The organism is Lysobacter sp. Soil_C_59 (assembly GCF_057656415.1).
The window spans coordinates 178,202-196,527 of the sequence record NZ_JBDGKK010000003.1; the positions used below are offsets into that span (position 1 = coordinate 178,202).

Genomic DNA, 18,326 nt, shown 5'->3' on the forward strand with positions numbered 1-18,326 from the left:
CTGAGATGTCGTGGCTACTGTGTCCCGGGTCCAAGGCGGGCCAAGTTTTCGATCATCCTGAGACAAGCGCGCCATGACTCCTACGACAGCTGGGGGCTTAACTCCACGTAACGCGCAACGCCGCAATGACTGGGTCGTCACTTGCCGCTACCTTCTAGTGCGTAACGATGTTCGTGCATCGGACTGGTGTCATCCCAGTCTTGCCATCCGGGCCTCCGTGCAGCTCTCTGCGAGATGAGGCTAAGCCGTGCAGATTCTTATGAGCCAGGACTGCCGCGCCAGTATTACCCAAGCGGGCAGTGCGGCGGGCCATCCCCAGCGTAATGCTTTGGGAGCCCTGTGCGCATTCTCCTCCTAGAAGACAGTGCACTGATGGCTGCATGCGTAGTGCTGGCTTTGGATTCCGAGGGCCACGACACTTTTCATGCCTCGACGATAGCCAGCGCTTCCGAGGCGGTCAGCACCGTATCCTTCGACGTGGCAATGCTCGACATCGAGATCGGCAAAGAGCTGTCTTTTGGTTTCGCCCATCATTTGGTGGACATAGGGCTTCGGTACTTCTTCACCAGCGCTCGTGACCAGAATCTCTTGCCAGAGGCTTTCGCAAATGAACCCTATCTGCAGAAGCCTTACGACTTAGATCGTCTAATTCTTGTCCTGAAGGAACTAAGGCCGTAACAGCGGGCGCGCCAGCCGCCAGGACCGCAGTCCACGTGGCAGCAAACCGCAGCGGCAGCCACACCGGGTTGCAAGCCTTGACGCTCTGCTGTCACTACGTCCGCTACAACGGAACAGTGTTCCTACCTAGTCCGTATCGAATGGATGGCTACAAATTGGCTTTAGCTGTAGTAGGAGGCGCCCTCCTGGGGGCGGCATGGTTGCCGCACCTGATCCGTCGTCGCCCGCTTACCTTGCCGATCATCTACGTACTCGCAGGACTGGGCCTCTATGCGTTGCCCTTGCCGCTGCCGCCACCCGATCCGTTTCGCTTCCCAAGACTCGCTGAGCATCTCACCGAGCTAGCGGTACTTGTGGCGCTGATCGGAGCGGGACTTCGCATCGACACACGCTTCGGCTGGCGGCGTTGGACTCTGACTTGGCGACTGTTGGCCATCACGATGCCGGCGACAATCCTAGCGGGCTGGTGGTTGGGACAGGCTTGGCTCGGCTACGGGGTGGCAAGCGCTCTACTCCTGGCTGCAGTTCTGGCCCCCACTGATCCGGTGTTGGCCGCCGATGTGCAGGTGCACCCCCCCGGGGAGGGAGGCGAGGATCCGGTGCGCTTTGCGCTCACGTCCGAAGCTGGGTTCAATGACGGTCTGGCCTTCCCGTTCGTGTGGCTCGCGGTGGCCCTGGCTCTGGATGCAGCAGGCGAACCGATGGACTGGGGCCGGTGGCTGGCGCTGGACGTGCTATGGCGGGTGCTCGGTGGCATCGGCATCGGCGCGGCGGTGGGTTACGGTCTAATGCACCTGATCTTCCGCAGCGAACGCGCTCCGAACTTGTCCACGAGCAGCGACGGCCTGACCGCGCTTGCCATCACTTTGATCGTCTATGGCGTGGCCGAGTTGTGCCATACCTATGGTTTTCTGGCGGTCTTCGTCGGCGCGCTGGTGGTGCGTCAGCTCGAGCACGACCACGAGTACCACGCCACCTTGGATCTCTTCGCGCAACAGTGCGAGAAGCTGCTGACTGCATTGCTGCTGCTACTGCTGGGCGGGGCGGTTGCGGGAGGAATACTGCGGGGATTAGGCTGGCGAGAAATCACCTTTGCAGCAATCTTCGTTCTGGGTGTTCGCCCCCTGGCTGGTTGGCTCGCCTTGCTGGGCACCACGTTGACGCGCCGCGAGCGCTGGGCCATTGCCATCTTCGGTGTACGCGGGATTGGCTCGTTGTATTACCTGGCATTCGCCTTTAACCATGCGCAATTCGAGGACACGCAAGCCCTGTGGTCAGTGGTGGCGTTGGTAGTGCTGCTGTCGATCCTGCTACATGGAGTCAGCGCAGGATGGGTCATGGACATGCTCGACCGCTTACGGAACCGCCGCGCACGCCGACCGCCACAGGCAAGGAGCAATTGAAGCTACGAGCGAGATGGAACTGGCTTGGCTGACCAACGTAATCGCTACTGACTCAAGGTAGTGGTCAGCTCCGTCTAGAACGACCAGACGGGTGACCTTACCTCCCGTGGTCGAGATCCCTTCGCGCTTGGGAGGGGTCTACCCGGAGGTCTGAATCCTCCCAAGCTTCATGAATCCTGGGCTCGACAGCTTCCCACCCGATCCCGGTCGCGCTGACATACGACCGCCAAAGTTGCTCGAGTTCCCTTGAGGCAACTTTCCAGGTTGAGCCCGGATACAGCTCTCGAGCCTGCTCGCCGATAGCGCGGATCAGCGCCGAGTACGGACGCGAATCAACTGCTCGGTCATGTCCTACTACTGCCATCGGAACCCGCTCGTATCGACCTCACTGGGCCATTGCCTTAACCGCGCCCTTGACACCTGCTTTGGTCTTTTCCATTGCAATGAGAGCACTGGCAGCGTCGGACTGCTTCCAGTCTTCGTACTGCTCATCGAACTGGGCGAGTTCGTTCGCGGAGAACATCTCCCGCGCCATCTTGAACATCGTCTTCTCCTCTTCCTTGGCATGGTGATCGACGAACTCACCAAAGACCTTGGTCCGTCCAGCGAACTCCGGAGTACTCGGATCGGCGGCATGCACCTCCGGAATCACCGAGTTCTCAACAGCGTGATGCTCCGAGATCGCCTCGGCCAGCGTCTGCAGACCTTCACGGTCTGCGCGCTCCTTGAACGCCGGATAGAAGACCTTTTCCTCCCACTTCGCGTGCGGAATGAGGGCCTCTTCAATCTTCTCCAGCAGGCCTTCCCGCTTCTTGACGCCACGGTCAGTGGTCTCTTTCAGTTCCGCGAAAAGCCCGCGCAGCTCGTCATGCTCGGTCTTGAGGGTCTTAAGAATGTCGCGTGTCATGTCGTGTCAAACCTATGCGTGAGAATCACGCCTTTCAACCTAGGCGTGCCGCCATGACAGACCCGTGAGGAGCTGAATCAACGCGCCGCAGCGCCCGCAAGTTCCAGCATCATTCGCTTTCCGCGAGGCACGAGACAACTCGGGCGTATCATGGTCCAGAGGCCCTCGAGGAGAGTACAATGCACGGCAAGTGTCCGAAGTGTGAACAGCCGGTACTCACGGCCAAGATCAGCATCATCCAAGCCAGCGTCCCCATGGGTAAGCAATGGAAGACCATCGCGTTCTGTTGCGAGTCGTGCCTGACAGTCTTAGGAGTGCAGATCGATCCGATCGCGATTCGCACTGACCTGATAAATGCCCTGAAGCAGTGAGCCGGCAGAGCACAATGTCGGGATGATGCACCAGTTCCTCACCGCGAATCGAGACCAGTTGATAGCTCGCTGCAGGGTGAAGGTAGCCGAACGGGCGCCGGCCGGTACCGCCGGGAAAGAGTTAGAACACGGGATCACTGTGTTCCTCGATCAGGTCATAAGGACACTCGCGTTAGAGATGACCTCGGATCCGATGCGGAGTCGGAAAGTTTCTGGTCGCTCCGGCGGTGGAAAGCCAGCGCTGTCGGAGATCGGCGAATCGGCAGCACAGCACGGCAAGGAGTTGATGCAACAAGGGTTCACTATCGAAGAAGTAGTCCACGACTACGGCGACCTATGCCAGGCAATCACCGACCTGGCATTCGAACAGGATGCGGCAATCAGCATTGATGAGTTCAGGACACTCAACCGTTGCCTGGACAACGCCATCGCGAACGCCGTTACCGAGTTCGGCTATCAGCGCGACTTTATCGTCGCCGACAAGCAGGCTCTCGCGCTCAACGAGAGACTTGGATTCTTTGCCCACGAACTGCGCAATCAGCTGTGTACAGCCACCCTGGCACTTTCCGTCATAAAGGGCGGCAGTGTTGGCTTAGGTGGCGCCAGGGGTGTCGTGCTCGACCGGGCCCTGGTTGGCTTGAGCAATCTGATCGATCGTTCATTGGCAGAGGTCCGAATGACAGCGGGCATGCCATTGCAGAATCGACTCTTCTCCGTTGGCGACTTCCTCGCCGAACTGAAGCTATCTGCATCGCTTGAAGCAGACGTAAGAGGCTGCAAGTTGATTGTTTCCAACGTCGATCCGTTGTTGGCGCTCGATGTGGATCGGGACCTGATCCTGGCAGCGGCCGGAAATCTCCTGCAGAACGCCTTCAAGTTTTCGCATCCCCATAGCGAAGTCAGCCTCAATGCATATGCGATGGCTGATCGCGTCTTGATCGACGTCGAGGACCAATGCGGAGGTCTGCCACCAGGCGACGCGGAGAAGATGTTTGAGGCTTTCACTCAAGGGGCTGAAGACCGAAGCGGTTTGGGACTGGGCCTGTCGATCTCCCGGCGGAGCATCGAGGCCAATGGGGGCGTTCTCAGTGTGCGAAACGTCCCAGGTTCGGGTTGCGTTTTTACGATTGACCTTCCGCGGCATTCGGTGTCGACAACACCTGCCGCTCCAGTACCGCATTCGGCGTAAACGGGCAGTTTTCGGGATTCGGTGGGGAATGCGGTCGACCGGTGGATGACCAACGACCGCTTTCGACCAGACGCTTCCGTTCGCGCCTCCTCCATTGAATGCTTAGGGGCCGCAGTGCCCCCTTCATTCTGATTGGTACGGTGAGTTGTCGTGCACAGCCAAGAAGCCGCGTGTGCGCGTGGTGCTGGCGTTGAGAGGTGCCCTCATCGCATTCCACATGCCCTCCAGGGGGACCCAAGTCGGAGGGTACCGGTGCGCCGCGACGTCGAGCACGAGTAGCCGATCGCTGTCTGCGTGGTACGCAGCGACGGGAGAGATGTGGCCCATGGGCGGTTGGCCGAGGAGCTCGCGCTCATAGTTGAGGATCAGGAAATCGCCTTCGCGCGCGAGGTTCTGACGAACCACCCGGCGGAAGTCGTCCAGGTTCGCGTCGGAGGCATGCACGATATCTACACGCGCTCCGTGCGCGCGCATTAGCGTGCCCAGTTGCCTCAGCGACATCCCGGTGAAGCTCACCTTCAACGGATGCGAATCCACGTTGGGATGGGAGAATAGCGCCGCTTCATCGAGCCGCGCGCCTCCGGCATTGAGTGTGGTCAGCGCGCTGGCAACGCCGCAGTATGCGCGCCGGGATTGCGGAATGAAGTGTGCGCGCAACTTATCGAAGTCAGCCACGGCGTCGCTGCCAGCCAGCAGCGCCCGACCGGCAGGCGAGTCCAGCACCACCAGATGCGCCGGCATCGGTTCCAGATGCTGCTGGGGTTCTCGCAAGTAGCGATTCCACACGATACCGCTTCCCAGCGCGATCGCCGCGGCGGTGAAAACGGAAAGACCGGCAATCATAGGACCCATCGCAGTTGCGGCTCGGCATGTTCGGGTTATCCCCGCTACTGGAGCAGATCGCGACGCCAATGAAGTGAGGGTGAAGCCCGTGAATGAACGCGCCTGGTTCGCGTCGTCTGGCCCTTAAGGCTGGAACGCCCGCCTCCCCCTAAGCTTTCCGTGCACTCAGGGTCCGAATTTCGCCAAACACTGGCGGAGAGAGTGGGATTCGAACCCACGGTGGTATTGCTACCACGGCGGTTTTCAAGACCGCTGCCTTAAACCACTCGGCCATCTCTCCGATTGCGTGACGACTGCTGGCCCGTCTGGCGGGCGGCATATTGTGGCATAACGCCCGGGCAGGCTCTCAATCCCGGGCGAAACGGGCATCGGCACCCTGTTACGCTGACCCTGTCCGACGGACGCTCCAGCATGGGGGAAACATGTTCAGAAGAACTCGATCTTCGCTCTTGCGCTTGGCGGGACTGACACAGCTCCATGAACAGATTGCCGCGACGCGGGCTGACATCAGCTCCATGGGCATCGCCATCCAGGAGGCCCAAGCCCAGAATCTCAGCTGGGTGAATCCCGCCACCCAGGCAGCCCAGGTTTTCCTTCGCCTGCATTACGAGGATCTCGTCCGCAGAGGTGTCAAGGACCTTCCTGCATTCGCCGATGTGGAATTTCGTTGCCATTCGCAGAACGGCGAGGACGGCATCCTCCTCTACATACTCTCACTGCTCGGCACAACAAACCGAAGAGTCGTCGAGATCTGCGCTGGCAGCGGAATCGAATGCAATGCCGCGAACCTGATAATCAATCACGGCTGGCGCGGCCTGCTGTTCGATGGCGATCCGACGCTGATCGCCCAGGGGCGCGACTTCTATAGCAAGTGTGGCACCACGTTCCTTGCTCCACCGACGCTGGTCAATGCCTGGATAACAGCCGAGAACATCAACGAACTCGTAGCCAGCTTCGCCGGCCCGGTCGATCTCCTGTCGCTCGACCTGGACGGCAATGATTACTGGATCTGGCAGGCACTCGACGTGATCAGGCCGCGCGTGGTCGTCGCCGAGGTCAATGCGGTATGGGGGCCGGAAAAGGCGGTGTCAATGTCCTACAACCCGGAGTACCAACTCGACTTCTCAAAGCAGCCCTACCGCTGTGGAGCTTCGCTACCTGCCTTCGTCAAGCTCGGCAAGAAAAAGGGTTATCGCCTGGTCGGCATGAATTCGCTCTTCTTCAACGCATTCTTCGTTGAAGACGGTGTCGGCGAGGATCTGCTGCCAGAAGTGACGGCGCAGGAATGCCTGTCGTTTTGGACGCCAGGGATGCTGGACCTCATCATCTCGGGCAAGGAACCCTGGGAAGAGGTCTGAACACCCCCGTGCCCGAGCGCTTGCGCGACTAGGCCTGCGTGGGAATCCGGATCTCCGGCGCCGGAATCGGCTGACTGGCATCTTCCGGGCACGGCATGCCCTTGATCTCCTTGCACTGCAGGCGAGCGGATTCGACCAGGCCCGGCGCCTTCTCGGCGATGAAGTCGATGAACACTCGCACGGCCGGCAGCAGGCCGCGGCGTGAGGCGAACACGGCGTGGAAGATGCCCTGGGGCAGACGCCAGTTCGGCAGCACCACTTCCAGCTCACCGCGGCGGACCGCTTCTGCGCAGATGGTTTCTGGCAGCAGCGTGATGCCCACGCCCTGTTGTGCCAGCGACATCAGCATCGGGAAGTCGAAGCCCATCACGCGCGGCTTCAGTTCGACCCGGCGCACGTCTCCATCGGGGCCATGCAGCTCCCAACGCTGGCGCGCGTCGTCCTCGCTCATGCTCAGGGTGACGTGGTCGCCGAGTTCGTCCGGATTCTTCGGCCGACCCATGCGACGCAGGTAATCGGGGCTGGCGACCAGCAGTTCCTGGATCTGGCCGAAGCTGCGCATCACCAGGCTGCCGTCATCGTCGAGCTTGGCGCGAACGCGCAGGGCGACGTCGATGCCTTCATTGATGATGTCGACGCGGCGGTTGCTGACCAGCAGTTGCACCCGCACCTGCGGGAAGCGCGCCAGGAATTCCGGCAGCAACCGCGGCATCTGCTGCTGGGCCATGCCGACGGGCACGCTGACACGGATCACACCGCGTGGCTCCGCGCTCAGGCGGTCGACCACTTCGTGCGCGGCCTGGGCTTCGGCCAGCATCGACTGCGCGTGGCGATAGACGCTGTTGCCGACGTCGGTGACGGCGAAGCGACGGGTGGAACGCTGCAGCAGGCGGACGCCCAGGTCGGTCTCGAGCTGGCTGATGCGTCGGCTCAGGCGCGACTTGGGGATGCCCAGCGCGCGCTCGGCGGCCGCAAAGCCGCCGTGCTCGACCACCATGGCGAAGTAGTAGAGGTCGTTCAGGTCCTGCATGGCGATAATTCCAATTCCAGAACAGTTAGTGGTAGTTGACCAGCTTTATCCTACGTTTGCAACGGCCTAGATTGGCGTCCAACCCGGCACCCCCGCCGAATCTGCTGCAGAGGCCCGTCATGAAGCTGCTCCATCTCGACTCCAGCGCCCTGGGCGCAAATTCCATCACCCGCGAAATCAGCGCTGCCATCGTCAAGCGCTGGCAGGAATCCCACGCCGACCTGACGGTCGAATACCGTGACCTGGACGCCGACCCGATCCCGCACCTGACCGGCCGCGCCCTGGCCAAGGTCGACCAGGCCGAGGCGGATGCCAATGAAGCCGTGATCCAGCAGTTCCTCGATGCCGATGTAGTGGTGATTGGCACCCCGTTTTACAACTTCGGCATCCCCTCGACGCTGAAGGCATGGATCGACCGGGTCGCCGTCGCCGGCCGCACCTTCCGTTACACCGAGGCCGGCCCGGAAGGCCTGGCCGGTGGCAAGCGCGTGATCATCGCCAGCGGTCGCGGCGGCATCTACGGCGACGTCAGCCCGGCTGACTTCCAGGAGTCCTACCTGCGCCACGTGTTCGGCTTCCTCGGCGTGACCGAGCTGGAGATCGTCCGCGCCGAAGGCGTGGCCTACTCGGAGCAGCACCGCACCGACGCGCTGGCCGCTGCCCATGCGTCCATCCGTTCGCCTCTGGCACAGGCCGCCTGATAACCCCCTGGGACTCCCCTTCCCTGATTCAGGCTGTCTGACTAGGCGTTCCCGGCCCATCCCTCCCCGCTTGGGCCGCGGGAACGCGACGGGCCCGCATTGCGGGCCCGTTTTTTTTGGCGCTGCCCGCACTGCGGGCCGTGATCGCTCAGGTGATGCGTTCCTGACCACCCATGTACGGGCGAAGGATCTCCGGCACGGTGATCGAGCCGTCCTCGTTCTGGTAGTTCTCCATCACCGCGATCAGCGCGCGGCCGACCGCCACGCCCGAGCCGTTGAGGGTATGCACCAGCTCCGGCTTGCCCGTGGCCGGATTGCGCCAGCGCGCCTGCATGCGCCGCGCCTGGAAGGTCTCGCAGTTGGAGCACGAGGAAATCTCGCGGTAGGTGTCCTGCGACGGCAGCCAGACTTCGAGGTCGTAGGTCTTGGTCGCGGCAAAGCCCATGTCGCCGGTGCACAGCAGCACCCGGCGGTACGGCAGGCCGAGCTTCTCCAGCACTACCTCGGCACAGCGCGTCATGCGGTCGTGCTCGGCGTAGCTCTCTTCCGGCTGCGCGATGGTGACCAGCTCGACCTTTTCGAACTGGTGCTGGCGGATCATGCCGCGGGTATCACGGCCATGGCTGCCGGCTTCGGCGCGGAAACACATCGAGTGCGCAGTCATGCGCAACGGCATCGCGTCGGCTTCGACGATTTCGTCGCGGACGATGTTGGTCAGCGGCACTTCCGAGGTCGGGATCAGGTAGCGCTTGTGTGCGTTCTCGCCGTCACCGACCGACGTGGCGAACAGGTCGTCTTCGAACTTCGGCAACTGGCCGGTGCCGCGCATGCTGTCGGCGTTGACCAGCAGCGGCACGCTGGTTTCCTGGTAGCCGTGCTCGTTGGTGTGCAGGTCGAGCATGAACTGCGCCAGCGCGCGATGCAGGCGCGCAAGCTGCCCGCGCAACACGGTGAAGCGCGCGCCGCTGAGCTTGGCGGCGGTGTCGCCGTCGAGCCAGCCATTGCGTGCGCCCAGTTCGACGTGGTCCTTGACCGCAAAATCGAACGAGCGCGGCGTACCCCAGCGGTGCTGCTCGACGTTGTGGCTTTCGTCCTGGCCGGCCGGCACCGACTCGTGCGGCAGGTTGGGGATCGTCAGCGCGATGGCCTCGATCTCGCCGCGGATGGTTTCCAGGCGCGCCTCGCTGGCCTTGAGTTCGTCGCCGAAACCGGCGACCTCAGCCATCAGCGGCGCGACGTCCTCGCCCTTGGCCTTGGCCATGCCGATCGCCTTGGAACGCGTATTGCGCAGGTTCTGCAGCTCCTGGGTGCGGACCTGGATCTGCTTGCGCTCGGCTTCCAGCGCTTCCACCGCACTGGCGTCGAGGTCGTAGCCCCGGCTCTGGCGCAGGCGCTGCGCGAGTTCGGCGGGGTTTTGGCGCAACAGGTTCGGATCGAGCATGTCAGGGGGCGTTGGGTGATCGAGGTCGCGATTATCGCGTGTAACCGCGTCCCACCGCGACCGGTTGCCGAATCATTAACGCCGGGCTCGTCAGAATCGACTGAGAATCCCAGGCGAACGCCACATGTCCCTATCCGCTCCTGCGACACCGCATCCTTCGAAAGCAGGCTCCTGGCAGACTTCCCTGACCGACTGGCTGCCGGCCCGACGCTCGTTGTTGTGGGTGCTGATGGCATTCGTCGCGGGCCTGCTGCTGTTCGCGCTGGTGCTGGGGCTGGGTCGCGAGCGCGCCAGCGAATCGGGCGGGGCCACTCTGCCGACGGCTGCATCGCCGCAGTACGCCCCCCTGCCCGCTCCATTGCCTGCCGCCGGAGCCGACGGCGCCAGCCGCCTGGCCAAGCCGCCTGGGGCGGATGTTGCCGACGGCGACGAACAACCCCGACTGGTGGAGACCCGGCCGCCGGCGCCGCCTCCGACCCTGCAACAGGCTGCCCCGGCGCCCACAGCGGTGGCTACCAGCCGTCCGGAACCCGTCGCCGGGCAGACGCCTTCCCCACGTTATCCCGCGCAGGCGCTGCGCCGCGGCGAAAGCGGCACGGTCAACTTGCGAGTGGATATCGGTCCCGACGGCGTGCCTGCGCAGGTCAGCGTCGACGGCAGCAGTGGCTCGCGCTATCTCGATCGCGCCGCAGTCGACGCGGTACGCCGCTGGCGCTTCCGCCCGGCGATGAGCAATGGTCAGCCGGTCAGCGGCTCGGTGATCGTTCCGATCAGGTTCGACGCCCAGCGTTGACCCTCACGGGGTCAACGCCCGAAGTCAGGCGCTCGCGCCGCGACGCCGCATCAACGCGTATGCGATGCAGCAGCCGAACAGCAGTTCCAGCGGTGCGCGCGCGTACTCGAATCGCCAAAGCAGCGAATCGAAGGCGTTGGCCACAAGCACGATGCCCACGCACCCGGCCAGCGCCCAGAAGCTGGCAGTGGAAATGATGCCACCACGCCAGGCCAGGACCAGTTCGCGGATCACCAGGACAAACAGCGTCAGCAGCAGAAGCGAGCCGATCAGGCCCATGCCGACCAGCGCGTCGAGGTACGAGTTGTGCAGGTGTACATGGCGCTCGCCGGCCAGGTCCAGGTGCGCCGATGCGATCAGCGCAGGCGTGGAGTCCAGGCCCCAGCCGAGCCAGGGACGCTCCTTGAACTTCTGCACGCCCAGCTCGTAAAGGCGCACGCGAATGCCGATCGCCTTGTTGCCGGGAATGGTCGTGTCGATGGTCGAGGTGACATCAGTGCCTGGCGCGCGGCCGGTTGACGCCGGTGGCGCGACACGCCCCGGCAGCGCTGCGTCGCTGGGTGCCTTCGACGGCGCATGGCTTACGGGCGACGGATCAGTGGCCTGGGCGGGATTGGTCGGCGCGACTACCTGCGCCGCTTCCTCGGCTACGGGCAGCATGCGCTCGGCGCCAGCGAAACGGATCGCAAAGATGTCTCGCGCACCGAGCACGAGCAGGATCGACACCAGCGCCCCCAGCGCGATCGGCTGCCAGGGCAGCGTCCGGATTCCGCGCGGCCGCCGGGTCAGCCAATAGCCCAGGATCGCCAGCGGCGTGGCCGACAGGAAGGCCAGCCACGCCCCGCGTGACTGCGAAAACAGCAGCACGCAGAAACTCCCGGCGTAGGCGGCAAACCCCACGGCAAGCAGCCAGTTGCGGCGGCGACCAGGGCGGTGGTCGCGCCAGATGCCGATCAGCAGGCACAGCGCGAGCCAGCCGCCAACCGCTGCAAGCTGTCCGCTCAGGTTCTCGGGGATGCCGAAACGCGGCCGCATCTGCCCTTCCCAGATTGCCGGAAGCGCATGCCACGGCATGTGGTACAGCACGGCGACCAGCAGTCCCAGGACCATCAACCCCAGCAGCCCGGGGATGGCTCGCGGGCAGACCGAGAGCCACCAGCCGACCACGCAGGCGAACACACCCAGGCGCACCAGCTTGGCGGCAGTGGAAAGCTGGTCGGCGTAATCAATCTGGGGAACGACCGTGGTCGCATAGAGCGAGTGCACGATCAGGAAGGCGATGAACACCCCCAGCAAGCGCACGACCGGCAGGGCCGCAAGCTCGCGCCATGGGGTGCGGCCGGCGAAGAACATCGCCACCAGCGCCATCCCCGCCCCGAATTCCGGCCGCATGTACAGGTCGAAATCGGTCATGGCGAAGAACGCCAGGAAGCCCAGGCTGCACAACGCGACCCGCAGCAGCCGCGGGGTCACGTCGACCTCGGTCAGTGACGGCATGGGTTTCGACCTGCCACCACGACGGCCGGGCATGTCCGTGTCAAAAGTCTGGTGGGACACAAGCGTCGATTCGAGGGCACGGACAAGACATGCCTGAGTCTAATTCAGTGAGGCCCAGCCAGCCAGATGCCCGTATCGGCAGCGAGAGTGTCGAAGCCTGGGAACGAAGTTGCCACATTGGCAACGTCCCGGATCCGGACGTCCCCCACGGCCATCTGCGCCGCCACCGCGAAGCTCATGGCGATGCGGTGGTCGCCGTGGCTGTCGACCGTGCCGGGCCCGATCGGCCCGGGCACGATGGTCGCGCCGTCCGGATGCTCATCCACCTCGATACCGAGCGCCCGCAGGCCCTGCGCCATCGTGGCGATGCGGTCGGACTCCTTGACCCGCAGTTCGGCAGCATCGCGGATCGTGGTGCTGCCTTGCGCGCACGCGGCCGCCACGAACAGCGCCGGAAACTCGTCGATCATGTCTGGCGCCAGGTCGCCGGCGACCTCGATGCCGTGCAGCGGCGCGTGCCTGACGACCAGGTCGGCCACCGGTTCGCCGCCCTGCTGGCTGGCGTTCTCCTCGCGGATGTCCGCGCCCATGCGGCGCAGCGCGGTCAGCAGACCGGTCCGGCGCGGGTTCATGCCGACGGCCTGGAGACGAAGCTCCGAGCCGGGAATGATGCTGGCGGCCACCAGGAAGAATGCCGCAGAGGAAAAATCGGCGGGAACCGCGACATCCGCGGCGCGCAGGCGGTGGCCGCCTTGCAGGCGGGCGTAGCCCGGCGAAAACTCGATCGGCCAACCGAACGCAGCCAGCATGCGCTCGGTGTAGTCACGCGTCGGGTGCGGCTCGTGCACGATCGTCTCGCCGTCTGCGTACAGGCCGGCCAGCAACAGCGCCGACTTCACCTGGGCGCTGGCGACCGGCAACGTGTACTCGATGCCGTGCAGCGGTGCGCCCCCCTGGATTCGCAGCGGCGGCAAACCGTCGGCTTCCGATCCGATCACTGCGCCCATCTTCGCCAGCGGCTCGATCACGCGGCGCATCGGCCGCTTCGACAAGGAGGCATCGCCGACCAGCACGCTGTCGAACGCCTGCCCCGCCAGCACGCCGGCCAGCAGGCGCATGCCGGTGCCGGCATTGCCGCAGTCGAGCACGCCATCGCTGCCGCGCAGGCCATGCAGGCCGACGCCGTGGACGATGCGCTCGCTCGCGCTGGGCGTGAGGATGCGCACGCCAAGCTGCTCGAACACGCGCGCCGTGGCCCGCGTGTCCTCGCCTTCGAGGAAACCGCTGATGTGGGTCGTGCCTTCGGCCAGCGCGGCGAGCATGATCGCCCGGTGCGAGACCGACTTGTCGCCCGGGACACGGACGCTGCCACGCAGGGGCCGCCCGGCATGGGCGATCCAGTCCTGTCGCGTGGTGCCTGGAGTGGCGCCGGACATGTCGTCGGTTCCGGCGCTCATGCCAGCACCTCGTCTAGCGCCGCCAGCAGGCGGCGGTTCTCGTCGACCGTGCCGACAGTGATCCGCAGGCACTGCGGCAATCCGTAGCCGCCCATCGGCCGCAGGACCACACCGCGCGCCACCAGGTCGGCTTCGATCTGCACCGTGCGCGGGCCGAACTCGACCAGCAGGAAGTTGGTCTGCGAGGGATATACGCGCAGGCCACGCTGGCCCAGCTGCGCTGCCAGCGCCGCGCGCTGCTCGGCATTGCGCGCGCAGGCCATGTGCAAGTGCGCTTCATCGCCCAGCGCTGCTTCGCAGGCCGCAAGTGCCGGTCCGTTGACGTTGAAGCTCTCGCGCAGGCGTTCCATCACCGCGACCAGGCCGGGCGCACCGATCAGGTAGCCCACGCGCAGGCCAGCCAGTCCATAGGCCTTGCTGAAGGTGCGCGTCAGCACCAGGTTGGGATGCGCGCCGAGCAACGGCAGTGCACTGGCGGCATCGGCGTCGGCGTCGGCCATCTCCGCGTACGCCTCGTCCATCACCACGATGACTTCATCGGACACCTGCGCCAGGAACGCGGCAAGCGCCTGCCGGCCAAACCAGGTGCCGGTCGGATTGTTCGGATTGGCCAGGAAAACCAGTTTGGTCCTGGCCGTAATTGCCTTGGCGATCGCGTCGAGGTCATGTCCAAGCGGCATCACGCCGTCGTCGCCGGGCAGCGCATCAACCATCCGCAGGGTGGCGCCGGCGGCCTGGGTCGCCAGTGCGAACACGGCAAAGCCATACCGCGAGCAGACGACTTCATCGCAGGGGCCAGCGAACACCTGCCCCAGTTGCATCAGAAGTTCGTGCGAACCGTTGCCCAGAAGGATCTGCGCGCTGTCGACGCCATGCCTGGCCGCAAGCGCGCGCTTGAGATCGGCACCCAGCGGATCGGGATAACGGTGCAGCGCCTGGAGCTGGCCGACGATGGCGTCGCGTGCGGCCGGCGATGGGCCGTACGGATTCTCGTTGGAGCCCAGTTCGACCAGGTTGGCCTCACCGAAGCGCTTGCGCATCGCCACCAGGTCATGGCCCGGATCGTAGGCGCGCAGCCGCTGCACGCCCGCGCTGGCACGCGATGCGAACCACGCCTCGTCGAATGCGTGCCCGCCGAGTGCATGCCCGTCACGGCCGACCGCCTGGCTCATGCGATCGCCACCGGGTAGGAACCCAGCACCTTCACTTCCTGTGCGTACTCATCCAGCTCGTCCAGCGCGCGGCGCATCGCCTCGTCGTCGACATGACCGCCGACGTCGATGAAGAACGCGTACTGCCACAGACCGGTGTGGCCGGGACGGGACTCGATCCGGTTCATGCTCAGGCCGTGCCGGGCGAACGGCGCCAGCACGTGATGCAGCGCACCCGGCTGGTCCTTGATGAACACCAGAAGCGAGGTGCGGTCGTTGCCCGAGGTCGGGAACAGCTCGCGACCGAGCACGAGGAAGCGCGTGGTGTTGTCGGGACGGTCCTCGATCGGCCCGGCGATGGACTTGAGGCCATAGACGTTGGCCGCACTGATGCCGGCAATCGCGGCCGCGTCATCGGCACTGCGCGCCCGGCGCGCGGCCTCGGCGTTGCTGCCCACCGCGATCTTCTCGGCCTTGGGCAGGTACTGGCGCAGCCAGGCCTTGCACTGTGCGAACGACTGCGGGTGCGAGTAGACGCGCTCGATGTCCTCGATGCGGCCGCTGCGCGAGAGCAGGTGCTGGTGCACGCGCAGCTCGACTTCGCCGCAGATCTTCAGCTTCGAGGTCAGGAACATGTCCAGCGTCGACTGGATCGTGCCCTGGGTGGAGTTCTCCACCGGCACCACGCCGAAGTCGGCATGGCCGGCCTCCACTTCCTGGAACACTTCTTCGATGCTGCCCAATGGCAGGCCATGGATCGAGTGGCCGAAGTGCTTGTAGACCGCCTGCTGCGAATGCGTGCCTTCCGGGCCGAGGTAACCGATCTTCAACGGCTCCTGCTGCGCCAGGCAGGCCGACATGATCTCGCGGAACAAACGCACCAGCACTTCATCGTTGAGCGGGCCATCGTTGCGATCGACCACGCGGCGCAGCACCTGCGCCTCGCGCTCGGGGCGGTAGTAGTCCACGGCTGCGGCCAGCTTGCCCTTGGCCTTGCCGACCTGGTTGGCAAACTGGGCGCGCTCGGCGATCAACTGCTGGATGTGGCGGTCGATGCCGTCGATGCGCTCGCGCAGGGCGAGCAGGTCGGCCGGAATCGGCGCTGCGTGTGCCTCGGTGGCCGCGGTCTTGGCGACCTTGCCGGTTGCGGCCCTGGCCTTGGCCGGTGCCTTCTTCTTTGCCGCGGCTTTCACGGGGGTCTTCTTGCCACTGCTCATTCGATGTAAGCCTCGATTGCCTTAGTTGCTCCCTTCCCCGCCAGCGGGAGAAGGACTCGTGTTCGTCAGCCGTTGCGCTTCTGGAAGTCGCGCATGAAGGCAGCCAGCGCCTGCACGCCTTCTTCCGGCATCGCGTTGTAGATCGACGCGCGCATGCCGCCGAGCACGCGATGGCCCTTGAGCGAGATCATTCCGTCCTGCGCGGCCTGCTCGAGGAAGGCGGCGTCCAGCGACGGATCGTGCAGGAAGAACGGAATGTTCATGCGCGAGCGCGCAGCCACCGCGACGTCATTGCGATAGAAGCCACCGGAATGGTCGATCACGTCGTACAGCAGGCCGGCCTTGCGGGCGTTGCGGCGGGCGAACTCTTCCACGCCGCCCTCGGCCAGCATCCACTTGAACACCAGTCCGGCCAGGTACCAGTTCCAGGTCGGCGGCGTGTTGAGCATCGAGTCGCCCTTGAGGTGGGCGCGGTAGTCGAAGATTTCGGCACGCGGCTGGCCGGCACGCTCCAGCAGGTCACGGCGCACGATCACCACCGCGACCCCGACCGGGCCCAGGTTCTTCTGCGCGCCGCCATAGATCAGGCCGAAGCGCGACACGTCCAGCGGCTCGGACGCGATCGAGGAGCTGAAATCGGCAAACAGCGGTACATCGCCGACGTCGGGAATGTCGTGGAACTCGACGCCGTGGATGGTTTCGTTGGCGGTGTAGTGGACGTAGGCCGCGTCGGGCGAAAGCTTCCACGTATCGCGGCCGGGAATGTTGCGAAACCCGCCCGGTTCGCCATCGGCGGCCACGTTCACATCGCAGTACGGCCGCACCTGCTTCAGCGCGGTCTTGCCCCAGTGGCCGGTGACCACGTAGTCGACGCGTTGGCCCGGCGAGGTGAAGTTGAGCGCCATCAGCGCCTGCTGCGCCGTCGCCCCACCCTGCAGGAACAGCACCGCATAGTCGTCGGGGATCGACACCAGGCGGCGCAGGTCGGCTTCGGCCTGGGCCGCGACCTCCATGAATTCCGGGCCGCGATGGCTGAGCTCGACGATCGAAGCGCCCACGCCGTGCCAATCGATAAGCTCTTCCTGGGCCTGTCGCAGCACCGGCTCGGGCAGGGTCGCGGGGCCGGCGGCGAAATTGAAGGCGCGGGACATGAACGCTCCAGTCAGGAAGGGATGGTGGGGCTGGGCGGCCAAGTATGCCGCACTGCAACAGGTAGCGGATTCATGGTTTCCCGCGCAACTTTTCCCTCGCTGGCTCCCTCTATAGTCAGTGGACGGCGCGCTCCCCCCTGGCGCACCGACGCACCATCCGGAGTTGGACATGTCGCTGCGTGACGCACTGAATATCCCCTCATCGCAAATCACCGACGAATCGGTTTACCGCGAACGCCGGCAGTTCCTCACCGCGTTCGCCGCTCTGCCGGCCCTGGCCCTGCCCGGCTGCTCGGAGGCCCAGCCTCCGCCGCCGCCAAAAACGGCGATCACCCCGGCGCAGGCACGTTCGGGTTTTCGCACCGACGAGCCGCTGACGCGATTCGAGGACATCACCACCTACAACAACTTCTACGAGTTCGGCACCGGCAAGGCGGACCCGTCGAAGGCCGCGCGCACGCTGCGCACGCGTCCGTGGTCGGTCGCCGTCGGCGGCCATTGCGCCAAACCCGGCACAGTCTCGCTCGACGACCTGATCAAGGGCCTCACGCCCGAGGAGCGCGTCTACCGCCTGCGCTGTGTCGAAGGCTGGTCGATGGTGATCCCGTGGCTGGGCGTGCCGCTGGCTTCGGTGCTCAAGCGTTTCGAACCGACCTCGCAGGCCAAGTTCGTCGCCTTCACCACGCTGGCCGACCCCAAGCAGATGCCGGGCATCGCTTACCGCTCGATCGACTGGCCGTACCGGGAGGGGCTGCGCATCGACGAAGCCATGAACCCGTTGTCGCTGCTGGCCACCGGCATCTACGGCAAGCCGCTGCTGCAGCAGAACGGTGCGCCACTGCGACTGGTCACGCCGTGGAAGTACGGCTTCAAATCAATCAAGTCGATCGTCGCCATCGACTTCGTCGAGAAGATGCCCGAGACCGCCTGGCACGAACTCCAACCCAGCGAGTACGGCTTCTTCTCCAACGTCAATCCGAACGTCGACCATCCGCGCTGGAGCCAGAAGACCGAGCGCCGCATCGCCGGCACCACCAGCAAGCTCTTCGCCGAGCGCATCCCGACGCGCCTGTTCAATGGCTATGCCGACCAGGTGGCCGGCATGTACACCGGCCTCGACCTGAAGAAGTGGTTCTGAG

Annotated in this window: 15 protein-coding genes, 1 tRNA gene and 1 pseudogene; 7 read left to right on the top strand and 10 right to left on the bottom strand. The window is 64.6% G+C overall.

The window, feature by feature from the left end; all coding sequences use genetic code 11:
- The first annotated feature begins 339 nt into the window (after positions 1-339).
- Complete coding sequence (locus AC3A3Q_RS07515) at positions 340-678, top strand: response regulator (RefSeq protein ID WP_487585663.1); 339 nt, start codon at positions 340-342, stop codon at positions 676-678.
- 140 nt (positions 679-818) lie between these two features.
- Positions 819-2,081, top strand: coding sequence for a cation:proton antiporter (locus AC3A3Q_RS07520; RefSeq protein WP_487585664.1), 1,263 nt, complete (start codon positions 819-821; stop codon positions 2,079-2,081).
- A gap of 385 nt (positions 2,082-2,466) precedes the next feature.
- Here the strand turns inward: AC3A3Q_RS07520 and AC3A3Q_RS07525 are convergent, their stop codons facing one another.
- Positions 2,467-2,988 (bottom strand): hemerythrin domain-containing protein, encoded by a 522-nt coding sequence (locus AC3A3Q_RS07525; protein ID WP_200604457.1) that lies wholly within the window; start codon positions 2,986-2,988, stop codon positions 2,467-2,469.
- A gap of 393 nt (positions 2,989-3,381) precedes the next feature.
- On the opposite strand from AC3A3Q_RS07525, the gene AC3A3Q_RS07530 reads away from it, so the two are divergent.
- Positions 3,382-4,548 (top strand): ATP-binding protein, encoded by a 1,167-nt coding sequence (locus AC3A3Q_RS07530; protein ID WP_487585665.1) that lies wholly within the window; start codon positions 3,382-3,384, stop codon positions 4,546-4,548.
- 123 nt (positions 4,549-4,671) lie between these two features.
- Here AC3A3Q_RS07530 and AC3A3Q_RS07535 read toward each other — a convergent pair whose 3' ends face one another.
- Positions 4,672-5,391 carry a phytochelatin synthase family protein gene (locus AC3A3Q_RS07535; protein WP_487585666.1) on the bottom strand — a complete coding sequence of 240 codons (720 nt, stop codon included), beginning with the start codon at positions 5,389-5,391 and terminating at the stop codon, positions 4,672-4,674.
- A 190-nt stretch (positions 5,392-5,581) separates the two neighbouring features.
- Positions 5,582-5,671, bottom strand: a tRNA-Ser gene (locus AC3A3Q_RS07540).
- Positions 5,672-5,906: 235 nt separating this feature from the next.
- Here AC3A3Q_RS07540 and AC3A3Q_RS07545 point away from each other — a divergent pair.
- Positions 5,907-6,749, top strand: a complete 843-nt coding sequence (locus tag AC3A3Q_RS07545; RefSeq protein WP_487585667.1) for a hypothetical protein — start codon at positions 5,907-5,909, stop codon at positions 6,747-6,749.
- A gap of 112 nt (positions 6,750-6,861) precedes the next feature.
- Here AC3A3Q_RS07545 and AC3A3Q_RS07550 read toward each other — a convergent pair.
- A pseudogene (locus AC3A3Q_RS07550) lies at positions 6,862-7,794 on the bottom strand (LysR family transcriptional regulator); the annotation flags it as partial.
- Between the two features lie 104 nt (positions 7,795-7,898).
- Here AC3A3Q_RS07550 and AC3A3Q_RS07555 point away from each other — a divergent pair.
- Entirely contained in the window at positions 7,899-8,480 is a 582-nt protein-coding gene (locus AC3A3Q_RS07555) for an FMN-dependent NADH-azoreductase (RefSeq protein ID WP_487585668.1), read from the top strand.
- Between the two features lie 148 nt (positions 8,481-8,628).
- Here the strand turns inward: AC3A3Q_RS07555 and serS are convergent, their stop codons facing one another.
- Positions 8,629-9,921 (bottom strand): serine--tRNA ligase, encoded by a 1,293-nt coding sequence (serS, locus tag AC3A3Q_RS07560; protein WP_487585669.1) that lies wholly within the window; start codon positions 9,919-9,921, stop codon positions 8,629-8,631.
- Between the two features lie 124 nt (positions 9,922-10,045).
- Between serS and AC3A3Q_RS07565 the strand changes: the two genes are divergently transcribed.
- Positions 10,046-10,714: an energy transducer TonB gene (locus AC3A3Q_RS07565; RefSeq protein WP_487585670.1), complete on the top strand. Its 669-nt coding sequence runs from the start codon at positions 10,046-10,048 to the stop codon at positions 10,712-10,714.
- Positions 10,715-10,738: 24 nt separating this feature from the next.
- Here the strand turns inward: AC3A3Q_RS07565 and AC3A3Q_RS07570 are convergent, their stop codons facing one another.
- The 5 genes from AC3A3Q_RS07570 to serC form a co-directional block, all read right to left on the bottom strand.
- Positions 10,739-12,211: an O-antigen ligase family protein gene (locus tag AC3A3Q_RS07570; protein ID WP_487585671.1), complete on the bottom strand. Its 1,473-nt coding sequence runs from the start codon at positions 12,209-12,211 to the stop codon at positions 10,739-10,741.
- 104 nt (positions 12,212-12,315) lie between these two features.
- Positions 12,316-13,668, bottom strand: coding sequence for a 3-phosphoshikimate 1-carboxyvinyltransferase (gene aroA, locus AC3A3Q_RS07575; protein ID WP_487585672.1), 1,353 nt, complete (start codon positions 13,666-13,668; stop codon positions 12,316-12,318).
- On the bottom strand, positions 13,665-14,840 hold the full coding sequence (gene hisC / locus AC3A3Q_RS07580; protein ID WP_487585673.1) for a histidinol-phosphate transaminase: 1,176 nt from the start codon (positions 14,838-14,840) through the stop codon (positions 13,665-13,667). The genes aroA and hisC overlap by 4 nt, the downstream gene beginning before the upstream one ends.
- Positions 14,837-16,036 (bottom strand): prephenate dehydratase, encoded by a 1,200-nt coding sequence (gene pheA / locus AC3A3Q_RS07585; RefSeq protein WP_487585674.1) that lies wholly within the window; start codon positions 16,034-16,036, stop codon positions 14,837-14,839. Before pheA ends, hisC begins: the two co-directional genes overlap by 4 nt.
- A gap of 65 nt (positions 16,037-16,101) precedes the next feature.
- Complete coding sequence (serC, locus tag AC3A3Q_RS07590) at positions 16,102-17,187, bottom strand: 3-phosphoserine/phosphohydroxythreonine transaminase (RefSeq protein WP_487585675.1); 1,086 nt, start codon at positions 17,185-17,187, stop codon at positions 16,102-16,104.
- Positions 17,188-17,356: 169 nt separating this feature from the next.
- Here serC and msrP point away from each other — a divergent pair, with 169 nt between their 5' ends.
- The gene (gene msrP / locus AC3A3Q_RS07595) at positions 17,357-18,325 is read left to right on the top strand and encodes a protein-methionine-sulfoxide reductase catalytic subunit MsrP (RefSeq protein WP_487585676.1); all 969 of its coding nucleotides are present in this window, start codon (positions 17,357-17,359) and stop codon (positions 18,323-18,325) included.
- Position 18,326 lies beyond the last annotated feature (1 nt).